This window comes from Leclercia sp. 119287 (assembly GCF_009734485.1).
In the GTDB taxonomy this organism is placed as follows: domain Bacteria; phylum Pseudomonadota; class Gammaproteobacteria; order Enterobacterales; family Enterobacteriaceae; genus Enterobacter; species Enterobacter adecarboxylatus_C.
Map to the genome: position 1 here is coordinate 1479128 of NZ_CP046445.1, position 12060 is coordinate 1491187.

11 protein-coding genes are annotated in these 12060 nt (G+C 60.2%); 3 read left to right on the forward strand and 8 right to left on the reverse strand.

The window, feature by feature from the left end; translation table 11 throughout:
- The first annotated feature begins 146 nt into the window (after nucleotides 1-146).
- Both rhlE and dinG read left to right on the forward strand, forming a co-directional pair.
- The gene (gene rhlE, locus GNG27_RS07195; protein ID WP_142488771.1) at nucleotides 147-1511 is read left to right on the forward strand and encodes an ATP-dependent RNA helicase RhlE; all 1365 of its coding nucleotides are present in this window, start codon (nucleotides 147-149) and stop codon (nucleotides 1509-1511) included.
- A gap of 95 nt (nucleotides 1512-1606) precedes the next feature.
- Complete coding sequence (gene dinG / locus GNG27_RS07200; RefSeq protein ID WP_142488772.1) at nucleotides 1607-3784, forward strand: ATP-dependent DNA helicase DinG; 2178 nt, start codon at nucleotides 1607-1609, stop codon at nucleotides 3782-3784.
- On the opposite strand, the gene GNG27_RS07205 is transcribed toward dinG, so the two are convergent.
- From GNG27_RS07205 to GNG27_RS07225, 5 genes are read right to left on the reverse strand one after another with little or no spacing between them, the layout of a single operon-like run.
- A complete protein-coding gene (locus GNG27_RS07205; protein WP_156263249.1) occupies nucleotides 3771-4271 on the reverse strand; it encodes a fimbrial protein in 501 nt (166 codons plus the stop codon). The genes dinG and GNG27_RS07205 overlap by 14 nt on opposite strands.
- A gap of 8 nt (nucleotides 4272-4279) precedes the next feature.
- Nucleotides 4280-5263 carry a fimbrial protein gene (locus GNG27_RS07210; protein WP_156263250.1) on the reverse strand — a complete coding sequence of 328 codons (984 nt, stop codon included), beginning with the start codon at nucleotides 5261-5263 and terminating at the stop codon, nucleotides 4280-4282.
- A gap of 16 nt (nucleotides 5264-5279) precedes the next feature.
- Nucleotides 5280-7820 (reverse strand): fimbria/pilus outer membrane usher protein, encoded by a 2541-nt coding sequence (locus tag GNG27_RS07215; RefSeq protein WP_156263251.1) that lies wholly within the window; start codon nucleotides 7818-7820, stop codon nucleotides 5280-5282.
- 13 nt (nucleotides 7821-7833) lie between these two features.
- The gene (locus tag GNG27_RS07220) at nucleotides 7834-8508 is read right to left on the reverse strand and encodes a molecular chaperone (RefSeq protein WP_156263252.1); all 675 of its coding nucleotides are present in this window, start codon (nucleotides 8506-8508) and stop codon (nucleotides 7834-7836) included.
- Between the two features lie 57 nt (nucleotides 8509-8565).
- Nucleotides 8566-9102, reverse strand: a complete 537-nt coding sequence (locus GNG27_RS07225) for a fimbrial protein (protein ID WP_142488777.1) — start codon at nucleotides 9100-9102, stop codon at nucleotides 8566-8568.
- Nucleotides 9103-9382: 280 nt separating this feature from the next.
- On the opposite strand from GNG27_RS07225, the gene ybiB reads away from it, so the two are divergent.
- Nucleotides 9383-10348, forward strand: a complete 966-nt coding sequence (gene ybiB, locus GNG27_RS07230; RefSeq protein ID WP_142488778.1) for a DNA-binding protein YbiB — start codon at nucleotides 9383-9385, stop codon at nucleotides 10346-10348.
- A 112-nt stretch (nucleotides 10349-10460) separates the two neighbouring features.
- On the opposite strand, the gene ybiJ is transcribed toward ybiB, so the two are convergent.
- The 3 genes from ybiJ to ybiX form a co-directional block, all read right to left on the reverse strand.
- Complete coding sequence (gene ybiJ, locus GNG27_RS07235; protein WP_142488779.1) at nucleotides 10461-10721, reverse strand: DUF1471 family protein YbiJ; 261 nt, start codon at nucleotides 10719-10721, stop codon at nucleotides 10461-10463.
- A 285-nt stretch (nucleotides 10722-11006) separates the two neighbouring features.
- The gene (locus GNG27_RS07240) at nucleotides 11007-11273 is read right to left on the reverse strand and encodes a DksA/TraR family C4-type zinc finger protein (protein WP_156263253.1); all 267 of its coding nucleotides are present in this window, start codon (nucleotides 11271-11273) and stop codon (nucleotides 11007-11009) included.
- Between the two features lie 72 nt (nucleotides 11274-11345).
- Nucleotides 11346-12023 carry a PKHD-type hydroxylase YbiX gene (gene ybiX, locus GNG27_RS07245; RefSeq protein ID WP_142488780.1) on the reverse strand — a complete coding sequence of 226 codons (678 nt, stop codon included), beginning with the start codon at nucleotides 12021-12023 and terminating at the stop codon, nucleotides 11346-11348.
- Between the last annotated feature and the right edge of the window lie 37 nt (nucleotides 12024-12060).

A 12060-nucleotide genomic window follows, 5' to 3' on the forward strand; every position in this document is an offset into this window, starting at 1 on the left:
TGCATCTGTTTGCGGGATATTTTATGCGCCACGTCACAAAAGCTGCTACACTCCGCTGCTTCGCGACACCGTGGTTTTTGTCCTTCTATTTGTCATTATCTCCCTGAAAACTACACCTGAAATGGTCGGGGCGGTTCGGAGTTGTTATGTCTTTTGATACCCTTGGCCTGAACCCGGAAATCCTGCGTGCTGTAGAAGAGCAGGGCTACCGCGAACCTACCCCTATTCAGCAGCAGGCCATTCCTGCCGTGCTGGCCGGCCGCGACCTGATGGCCAGCGCCCAGACCGGGACCGGTAAAACCGCCGGCTTTACCCTGCCGCTGCTGCAACGCCTGATTCAGAAAGAGCCGCACGCCAAGGGCCGTCGCCCGGTGCGCGCCCTGATCCTGACCCCGACCCGTGAACTCGCCGCCCAGGTGGGTGAGAACGTGCGTGAGTACAGCCGCTATCTCAACATCCGCTCGCTGGTGGTGTTCGGTGGGGTCAGCATTAACCCGCAGATGATGAAACTGCGCAGCGGCGTGGACGTGCTGGTAGCGACCCCGGGCCGCCTGCTCGATCTGGAACACCAGAACGCCGTCAAACTCGACAGCGTGGAAATCCTGGTGCTCGACGAAGCCGACCGCATGCTCGACATGGGCTTCATTCACGATATTCGCCGCGTGCTGGCAAAACTGCCGACCCGCCGCCAGAACCTGCTCTTCTCCGCTACCTTCTCTGACGAGATCAAAGGCCTGGCGGAAAAACTGCTGCACAACCCGCTGGAAGTGGAAGTGGCGCGCCGCAATACCGCCTCCGAGCAGGTGACCCAGCATGTGCACATGGTGGACAAAAAGCGCAAGCGCGAGCTGCTGTCGCAGATGATTGGCGAAGGCAACTGGCAGCAGGTGCTGGTCTTCACCCGCACCAAGCACGGCGCAAACCATCTGGCAGAACAGCTGAACAAAGACGGGATCCGCAGCGCGGCTATCCACGGCAACAAGAGCCAGGGCGCACGTACCCGCGCGCTGGCAGATTTTAAATCCGGCGATATCCGCGTGCTGGTGGCGACCGACATCGCCGCCCGTGGTCTGGACATCGAAGAGCTGCCGCACGTGGTCAACTACGAGCTGCCGAACGTCCCGGAAGATTACGTCCACCGTATCGGCCGTACCGGTCGTGCAGCGGCCACCGGCGAAGCGCTGTCGCTGGTCTGTGTGGATGAAATTAAACTGCTGCGCGATATCGAACGCCTGCTGAAGAAAGAGATCCCGCGCATCGCCCTTGCGGGTTATGACGTGGATCCGTCGATCAAAGCTGAGCCGATCCAGAACGGTCGCCAGGGTGGCGGTCGCGGTCAGGGCGGTGGACGCGGGCAGGGCGGCGGCGGTCGTGGTCAGCAGCAGCCGCGCCGTAGCGAAGGCGGCGCGCCGAAAGCGGCCAGCAAGCCACCGCGTCGCGATGGTGAAGCGAAACCGGCCGGGGAAGGCCAGCGCCGACGCCGTCCGCGCAAACCTGCCAGCGCACAGTAATCTGGAAGCCCGGTCGTAAAGCCGGGCTTTTCTTTTGCGGCCCGCTTAAGAAAGTGCCACAATAGTGGCTGTTTATACAGTATTTCAGGTCCATCATGGCTTTAACCGCCGCGCTGAAAGCGCAAATTGCCGCCTGGTATAAGGCGCTGCAACAGCAGATCCCCGACTTTATCCCCCGCGCACCGCAACGGCAGATGATTGCCGATGTGGCAAAAACGCTGGCCGGTGACGAGGGGCGACATCTGGCAATTGAAGCCCCGACAGGGGTCGGTAAAACCCTCTCCTACCTGATCCCCGGCATCGCTATCGCCCGGGAAGAACAAAAGACGCTGGTGGTGAGCACCGCCAACGTAGCCCTGCAGGATCAGATCTACAGTAAAGACCTGCCCCTGCTGCGCAAGATCATCCCCGAGCTGCGCTTTACCGCCGCCTTCGGGCGCGGGCGTTACGTTTGCCCGCGCAATCTGGCCGCCCTTGCCAGCAGCGAACCGACCCAGCAGGATCTGCTGGCGTTTCTTGATGACGAGCTGACCCCTAACAACAAGGCCGAGCAGGAGCAGTGCGCAAAGCTGAAGACCGATCTCGACGGCTACAAGTGGGACGGCCTGCGCGATCACACCGATCAGGCCATCAGCGACGACCTCTGGCGCAGGCTCAGCACCGATAAAGCAAGCTGCCTGAACCGCAACTGCCACTACTACCGCGAATGCCCGTTCTTTGTCGCCCGCCGTGAAATTCAGGAGGCCGAAGTGGTGGTCGCCAACCACGCCCTGGTGATGGCGGCCATGGAGAGCGAAGCGGTACTGCCGGACCCGAAACATCTGCTGCTGGTGCTGGATGAAGGCCATCATCTGCCGGACGTTGCCCGCGATGCGCTGGAGATGAGCGCCGAGATCACCGCCCCCTGGTTCCGCCTGCAGCTGGATCTCTTCTGCAAGCTGGTTGCCACCTGCATGGATCAGTTCCGCCCGAAAACCATCCCGCCGCTGGCGGTCCCGGAGCGCCTCAGCGAGCACTGCGAAACCATTTACACCCATATCGCCTCGCTGAATAACATCCTCAATCTCTATCTCCCGCCCGGACAGGAGGCGGAGCACCGCTTTGAGATGGGCGAGCTGCCGGATGAGATCATGACCCTTTGCCGCGAGCTGGCGCAGCTTATCGAAAAACTGCGCGGGCTGGCGGAGCTGTTTTTAAACGATCTCAGTGAAAAGACCGGCACCCATGACGTGGTGCGTGTGCACCGGGTACTGTTGCAGATGAACCGCGCGCTCGGCATGTTCGAAGGGCAGAGCAAGCTGTGGCGGCTGGCGTCGATGGCCCAGGCCTCCGGCGCGCCGGTCACCAAGTGGGCGACGCGGGAAGTCAGGGAGGGGCAGGTGCATCTCTTCTTCCACTGCGCGGGCATTCGCGTCAGCGATCAGCTGGAAAAACTGCTCTGGCGCAGCGTCCCGCATGTGGTGGTCACCTCCGCCACGCTGCGCTCGTTGAACAGCTTCTCGCGGTTGCAGGAGATGAGCGGCCTGAAGGAGAAAGCGGGCGATCGTTTTGTGGCCCTCGATTCGCCGTTCAACCACTGCGAGCAGGGCAAGCTGGTGATCCCGCGCATGCAGTTTGAGCCGCTGATCGACAACGAAGAGCAGCATCTTGCCGAGATGGCGGCCTACTTCCGCGAACAGCTGGAAAGCAAAAAATACCCCGGCATGCTGGTGCTGTTCGCCAGCGCCCGGGCGATGAATCTCTTTTTAACCTTCGTCACCGATCTGCGCCTGCTTCTGCTGGTGCAGGGGGATCAGCCCCGCTACCGGCTGGTGGAACTCCACCGTAAACGGATAGACAGCGGGGAGCGCAGCGTGCTGGTGGGGCTCCAGTCGTTCGCGGAGGGGCTGGATCTGAAGGGCGATTACCTGACCCAGGTGCACATCCACAAGATTGCCTTCCCGCCCATCGACAGCCCGGTAGTGCTGACCGAGGGCGAGTGGCTGAAAAGCCTCAACCGCTTCCCGTTTGAGGTGCAGAGCCTGCCGGCGGCGTCGTTCAACCTGATCCAGCAGGTCGGGCGCCTGATCCGCAGCCACAGCTGCTGGGGTGAGGTGGTGATCTACGATAAACGCCTGCTGACCAAAAACTACGGCAAGCGTCTGCTGAATGCCCTGCCGGTGTTTCCTATCGAGCAGCCCGAGGTGCCCGAAGTAAAAAAACGCCCGGCTAAACTTGCCGCCGGGCGTAAAAAAAGCATCCATGCCAAGAGGCGCGGTCCTACTGGTAAGTGAAGGTAAACTGCACCACGCTTGAAAACTCGCCCGCGCTGACCGGGGTATGCGAGGCGTAATAGCGTGCCGCCATCGGGAAATCGGCGGTGTGGGTGAGCGGGTCGACCACCGCATTGAAGCGCGCTTCCGGCGCCAGAATGATCGCGTCGGTGCGGTCTGCCAGCTCCAGCGCCAGCCCTCTGGCCGTGCCGGTGTTGGCAAACTTAAACGGGTGGAGGGTGTCGCGCTGCCCCTCCAGGTTGATCGTCGCCAGGGTCAAGTTTTGCGGGCAATGCGAGAGGGTAATATCAAAGTTCTTCCACACCCCGGTGTCCCCCACCGATTTAAAATCACTGGCAACGGCCTGGCCGAGATCGACCACCTTGTTCTGGCTGGCGCTGTCCACCTCGCAGGCGGTGTCGTAAATATTGCCTTTGATGCTGAGGATCACGTCGGTGGTCGGGGCAGACGCGCTGGTCAGCAGCAGTAGCAGGGCAACGTATTTCATCGGGGATCTCACTGGTATTCAATGTCTATGGTGGCAAGGGTATTGGCTCTGCCGGCGGTCACGACCTCGGCGGTCTGGTAGTACTGCACCTGGAAGGGCAGGTTGAACGGCTGGTTGGGCACCGTCTGGTCCCCGAAGGGGATGGGGTAGTCGTAGCGCAGTAAAACGCCGCCGACCATCATTTTGACGCCGACGCCGCTGGCACTGTCGATGCCGGCGTTAATATTCAGTACATCATTTCCGTCGCTAATGGAGGTGGCGCCGTTCGGGCTGGTGATACGGGCGGTCATCGTCACCGCGTCGGTGCAGGTTGCGGTCAGATTGAAGGTTCTCCAGTCGCTGGTGCTGCCGACATGGGTAAACTGGCTGACGGCAAAATTCCCCAGAGAGACGTTCAGGCTTTTCGGATCCACCGAGCAGGTGGTCGCCTTCAGCGCCAGATTGCCACCGTAGCGCACGGCGTTAAGCTGACCCAGCTTTTGATCGGGGTAGATGCCCAGCGACCAGATGCCGTTATGCACCGTCGTTGAGGCCTGCTCTCCGGTGGTACTTGCGGTTTTGATTAGCTGCATCGTCAGCGTCACGTTGAAGCTGCCGTCACTGCTGACGTACCCCAACGGCGTACTTCTGCTGTCACAGTGGGCGGCGCGGCCGCGTACCGGCTGTCCGGCGCTGTTCAGCAGTTCAATACCTATCCCTTCGATACCGCTGCGCCAGACGCCCGGCATCCCCGGTATCTCCTCGCCTGGGCCCAGATGGCAGGCGGTGATCGGCTTACCGTTGTCGACGGCATCACAGCGGCCTTTTACCCTGTGCGACTGCGCGGAGCCGGGGATGGCGCTGCCGACGCTCAGCGTGGCGGGCACCGTCAGCGTCCCCGGTGTCGCGGTCCAGGGCAGATCCGCAGTGGAGCAGGCCGCGAATGCCTGGGGCATAAACAGAAACAGGGCGGCAAACAGGGCCAGAACACAGCCGTAACGGAAGGGTTTCATCTTTTCCTCGACGTTGTCAGGTGCACTGCGCGGTGACGCTAATCACCGGGTCAGCGGATCGGGACGGCAGTTGATAGTGGGCGGAGCAGTGGGCGCCTGCACCTTTGCCCCAGCTGACGTTGATATTGCCGTGGGCATGCATCCCGGTCAGGTAGACCTGGCCGCCATCGCCAACGATAAATTCGCCGCTGTCATGGGCCGGCGCCGCCGTGGCGCCAAAGGGCACCGGACGACCGTCACCCCGGGTGAGAGTCAGCAGCACCCGGCTGCCGACGCGGGTATCAAAGTGAGTACGTACAATCGCCCCCCGGGTAGGGGTGATGACTTTGGCCGCCTGGCCGACGTCAGCCCCGGCGGGCAGGCTTTCGGTATTCAGCGCCACGGTGTTGTGATGGTACGGCGTGACGTAAGGCACGATGGCATAGCCGCGATAGTCGGTTTTGACCCCGGTCTGGTTGTCGATCCCGGTTCCGCTGGCCCCCGGCGCCTCCACCAGCGCCACGGTATCTCCCATCGGCTGGCCGAGGGTGACGCCGTGGTCGTGGACAATCATGCTGCCCTGCACGCCGAGGTTGAGCTGGCGCTGCTGGTTATCCCGGGAGTAGCCCGCCGTCATTTCGCCGTAGGTGGCTTTGTAATCGCTGTTCAGGCTGGTGCTGTAGCCGGACGCGTGGCTGTGGCCCTGCTGCACCCCCCAACTGAGATTATTGTCTGCCAGCGCGGTGCCGTTAAGGCCGACGCTCTGGCTGGTGTCATCTTTGCTGTTGTTGAAGGTGTAATTGACCCAGGTATTGCTCAGCCAGCGATCCAGCGGGACGGAGAGGTTAAAGCCGAAGGTCTGCTCGTTCTCCCGCTGGTCATCGTCGTCCTCATCCTGCGTATTTTTGCTCAGGCCGTAGTTGATACCGTAACTGATGCCGTGCCAGCTGCCGTTATAGCCAATGCTCAGCGAGGTCATGCCCTGGTCGCTGTGCCAGTAGTTCTCTTTCACCAGGCTTAACGTCATCGACCCCAGAGAGCCGCCCAGGGACTGATCGAGGGTCACCTCCTGGCGGTCGCGTCGCCTGTCGGCTGGCGTCCAGTCGTCGTTGGCGGTGTGGGAGTCGAACACGTCTGCCAGGGTGGCAAATCCGGCGCTGTTGTAGCGATACCCGGCCACCGTAAAGTGGGTGCCGGTGGTGACGAAATCTTTGCTGTAGCGCACCCGCCAGGCGCGGCCGCGGGAGGTTTTTTGCCCCTGCATCTGCGATTTCGCCGCGGTTATATCCACCGAAAACGCCCCCCAGTCACCGATATTTTTCCCGGTGCCGAGCGCCAGGGCATCGTAATACTGGCTGGTCTGGAGGCCGCCATAGGCGGTGATATCGTACGGCAGACCGTAGATCCCGGTCCCCTGCAGGAATGGCGTCTGCTCCACGCTGTGGTCATAGCTGCGGTAGCGCCCGCCGGTCAGGCTGTATTTGAACCGGCCTTCACGCTGCAAAACCGGCACTGAGGCGTAAGGCACCACGAAGTGCTGCTCGCTACCGTCGGTCTCTTTAACGGTGACGTTCAGATCGCCGCTGCCGCCGGTGGGGTAGAGATCGTGAATCTCGAACGCGCCGGGTGCGACGTAGTTCTGATAGATCACGTAGCCGTTCTGGCGCACCACCACTTGGGCATTGCTGTGCGCCACGCCGCGAATGCGCGGGGCGAAGCCTTTCAGGCTGTCCGGCAGCATGTCGTCGTCCGAGGCGATCTGCGCTCCGGTGAACGACAGGCTGTCAAACACGTCCGAGGGGGTGGCGCTTTGTCCGAGGGTGACGACGCTGCCCCGCGACAGGATATTGCGCTGGGCATAGCTGTAGACGGAGGAAAAATCGCGCTGCGTGGTGCGATTGTCCCGGGTCTGGCTCCATGTCGAGTAGTTGCGCAGCCGCCAGGCGCCGAGGTTCAGCCCCGGACGCAGGTTCAGGTAGTCATTGCGCTGGTGGCTGCTGTCTTCACCCCGGCTGCGGCTATCCCCGGCGGAGTAGCTGTAGTTCAGCAGGAAGGAGTTGATTCCGTTGTCCATCTCTTCCGGCGCCACGTAACCGTGGGGAACCGGGGTGATGGCCGCCTGAGGGATACTCAGCAGCAGCTGCTGCTGGCCGGGGCGGAAGGTGGCGCTGGCGGCAGGTAACCCAGAGAGATCGACACAGCCGTCATTCTTCGTGCCGCTGAATTTATCGCTCCGGATACCCAGGCTCTTAAGGGTCTCCACCGAGAGGCAGGGTTGCAGGGTGGCCGGCCCGCTGGCCGCTTGTTGCAGGCCAAAGGCGATCTTTCTGTTGGCTACTTTGTTGTTATTGACGTAGACATCCACCTGATAGCTCCCCGGCGCGATGCCGGGGCCCGTCTCATACACTGAGAGGTCGGTTTTGCCCTGACCAGGGGTATCGATATCCAGCAGGGCCGGGTTGAAATAATCCTCCGCCAGCACCTGCTGCACGCCCACGCTCAGCACCGCGCAGCCCAGCGCAATCAGCAGGGCGCGCCCGGGGCGACGGGGGGCTTTGGTGGAGTAGTCCCAGGGCATGGCGGCGTCGGGCTTAGTGCAAAGGCGCAGACCAGGCGTGGCTTACCGCGCCGTAGTCGTTGATGATTTTCCAGGAAACCGTGCTCCCGGTGATGCCGCCCGGCACGGCAAAGTGCGCGTCGCTGTCGGGGGCCACCCAGGTCACATTGTCGGCTTTTTTACCGCCGACGGTGATGGTCTGGAAGTTCATGTAAAAGGGCGTCGGGTTGGTCACCACCAGGTTATTACCCTGCTTATGCCAGCGTAGTTTATCCGCCACCTCGTCCGGTTTGCCGTTAATCCCGCTCGGGCGGTAGATCAGTTTGATTCGCGTTTTAATGGCGATTTGCAGGGTGTTACTGCTCTCTTCCCGGGAGGTGGACGGAATGGATTTGATATTCAGCCAGTAGAGCGATTCGCGATCGGTCGGCAACGTGCCCCCGGTGCGCACCACGCGCAGGATGTTGTCCTGTTTGCCATCGAGGCGAAACAGCGGCGGGGTGATAAGAAACGGCGCTTTATTCCGCGCAGAATCGGCGCTCTCCACCCAGGATTGCACCAGATAGTCGAGGTTATCCGGGTTGGAAAGCCCTAACGACGCTTCATTTTTATCTCCCTGATAGATTAGACGGGTCCCTTCGATAATCACCCCGGCGTGAGCGGCGGTGGTAATGAATAACAGGGCGGCGATGAAAACAGATTTACGCATGGCGGGACTCTGATAAAGCAGGCGGTGCCTGACCGCAGAGGGCCAGGCAGCGCAGGATTAGTTGTACATGACGGTAAAGGTGGAGACCGCATTCGCCGGGCCGGCGGTGATGGTGCTGCCGGTCTGGATATAGCGTGCGCCAAACACCAGATCGTTGGTGGTGGTGCCGGACTGAAGCGTATAGCTGGTGGAGGCGGTGTACAGGCTCAGTGGATTTTCTGTCTTATCCAGCAGCTGGATACCGACGCCGGTGGCGGCACCGGTGCCTGGCGTTACCGCCAGCACGTTGGCGTTGGTACCGTCAGCGGAGCCACCAAAGGTGATCGCCGCGCTGGTGATGGTTTCCGGGCAGTCTTTCAGCTGGATATCAAAACGGGTGGTTGACGTGGTCGAGCCTGAACCGGTAAAGGCCGTTTGTGAGACTTTGCCGAGGGAAACATCCAGCGGGCTGCTGACGCCATTTACCACCTGACAGGCGGAGTCGATGATTTCGCCAGTGAAATTAATCTGTCCCTCGCCGCTGTTTGCAGCCCAGGCAGAGACAGAACAACATAATGCAGTGGCAATAAAGGTGCCGGAGACAATTTTACGCATAATAATTCCTGAATAATTTCCGGGGGTAATAACATCCGTTGTGATGAACTGCGGTAAAAAGTGGGGCAACTTTTTACCGGGTAGATAATTTACGTAATTAATTAATTTCGGATAACTATTGGTCGGGTCAATAGTGATTCCGATAACGGTTGAATTTTTATTTTTACTGAAATTACAAGGGGATGGTGTTATTGCCGCCCGGCAGCGATAAGAGAAATGTCTGTCCGATGGCGCCTTATCAACGCTATAGTGTTAACAAGATGTCACAAGGAGAAAGAACGTGGATTATCGCAAAATTATCAAAGAGGTCGGGCGGGGGAAAAACCACGCCCGCGACCTGGATCAGGAGACCGCCCGGGCGCTCTATACCGCGATGCTGAACGGCGAGGTACCGGATCTGGAGATGGGCGGCATTCTGATTGCCCTGCGTATTAAGGGCGAAGGCGAAGCCGAAATGCGCGGTTTCTACGAAGCGATGCAGGCGCAAACCCTGCGCCTGACGCCGCCGGTGGCGAAGCCGATGCCGGTGGTGATCCCGAGCTATAACGGCGCGCGCAAGCAGGCTAACCTGACCCCGCTGCTGGCTATTCTGCTGAACAAGCTGGGGTTTCCGGTAGTGGTACACGGGATAAGTGAAGATCCCACCCGCGTGCTGACGGAAACCATTTTTACCCTGCTGGGCATCGAGCCGACACGTCACGGCGGCCAGGCGCAGGCGAAGCTCGAGGGGCATCATCCGGTCTATATTCCGGTGAGCACCCTGTGTCCGCCGCTGGAAAAACAGCTGGCGATGCGCTGGCGCATGGGGGTGCGTAACAGCGCCCATACCCTCGCCAAGCTGGCGACGCCCTTTGCGGAAGATGCCGCCCTGCGCCTCTCCAGCGTCTCGCACCCGGAGTACGTCACCCGCGTGGCGACCTTTTTTGCCGATATTGGCGGTCGGGGACTGTTGATGCACGGCACCGAAGGGGAAGTATATGCCAACCCGCAGCGCTGCCCGCAGCAAACCCTGATTGACCCGACGGCGGGAACCCGGGTGGTGCTGGAGCGCGGAGAAGAGAACAGCGACGTCTCCCTGCCGCAGGCCAAAGATCCTGAAACGACCGCCCGCTGGATAGAGAGTTGCCTGGCCGGGCGTGAAGCGGTGCCGCACGCTCTGAAGCTACAGATGGCCTGCTGCCTGCTGGCGACCGGACAGGTTGAGACGGTCGACGCCGGGCTGGCGCGGGTTAACCAGAGTTTTTAAATAAAAAAAGGCCCGTCCAGCGATGGACGGGCCAAAAAAATAACAACAGGGTCAATGAGGGTTGGAGCATCTCGCCAGCGAACTGGCGAGCAGAGCAGAGATAAGGGACAGGTTATTTGTAGATAACCGCAGTACCGCTCAGTTTGTTGTTGGTGTTGGCGGAGGTAATGGTGTAACCGGTCGCGCCAGCCGCTTCAGCTTTCGCTGCCAGGCGAGCTTCCAGACCGTCCAGCGTGGTCGCGCCTTCAGCACTCACCACACCGATTTTGTTCATGCTGTTTGCCTGAGCGGCGCTGATAGATTCCGCAGCGAAAGCACCGAAGGAGAGGGTAGTCAGGGCAACAGCGGCAACAGCGTATTTAATGGTTTTCATCGTTAGTATCCCGCAGGTTATTCTGTTAAGGGGACGTTGTTCCGTCGATGTGATAAGTATCACGCTTTTTTACGAGAGATAAAATCGAAGAGAATTGACGGCATCATTCGAAAAATTTGAATGACAAATAAGTTATTGAATATTAATAAATTCAGTGAATGAATTTATCTTTCTTGCCGTTGCGCTTTACAGAGGGAAGGGTGAGGGCACGTTTTGCGAAACGCACCGCAAAAAATCGTGCTCAAAAAAGAAACCGCTTGCGTGGCGTTGCTGCCGCCAGGCCAGTCATCGTAACTGGCTGTCTTTCGAACCTCTGCGATTATATCCTGCATGCGATGCATTATGTGAATCTTTCTCCTGCTGGCAGGCGATGCACAGCCGGACGCCGGGCACCGCTTTACGCCGCGCTTCGGGGATGGGCTCCCCGCACTCTTCGCAGGTTTTCAGGCTCTCACCCTGCGGGAGCTCGCCCCGCGCCCGCGCCACCGCATCTTCAATGGTACTGTTGATCTGTTCATTAACGGCGTCATCATTCGCCCAACCGGAAGCCATAAACCCTCCTGACAGGATATTGCGCTGTACCAGTAACTATGGGGCTAAAAAACGCACAATCAAGGCGAAGGGCTAGATTTCAGACCATTCACGCAGCAGGTTATGGTAGAGGTTGAGCAGGGAGAGCACTTCGTCACTTTCGCCATGGCGGCCGCGCAGAGTCTGGATGTTGCGGTCCAGCTCGAACAGCATGGCGCGCTTTTTATCGTCGCGGATCATCGACTGGATCCACATAAAGGAGGCTACCCGCACGCCCGCGGTCACCGGGGTCACGCAGTGCAGGCTGCTGGAGGGATAGAGGACCAGATCCCCTGCCGGGAGCTTGACGCTGTGCTGGCCGTAGGTGTCGTTAACCACCAGCTCGCCACCCTCGTAGCTGTCGGGCTCGCTTAAAAAGAGGGTGGCCGAGAGATCGGTCCGCATCCAGCCGCTTTGCGGGTGACTGCGCACGGCGCCGTCGACGTGAAAGCCGTAAGTTTCCTGCTGCTGATAGCGGTTAAACAGCGGGCTGGAGATCTGGCGCGGCAGGGCGGCGGCAAAAAAGAGCGCGTGCTGATTCACCGCCTGCAACACCGCCGCCTGCAGGGTGGCGTACAGCGGACTTTGCGTGTCGACCTGCTGGTTATTTTTGACCTGCGCACCCTGGTTGCCCACGGTGGCACGGCCGTCGATCCACGGGGCCTGGTCCAGCTGAGCGCGGAACTGCGCCACCTCATCGGCGTTCAGCACGCCCGGAATGTGATACATCATAAAAGGTTCTCCGAAAGGTGGGGCCGAAGCCCCACGC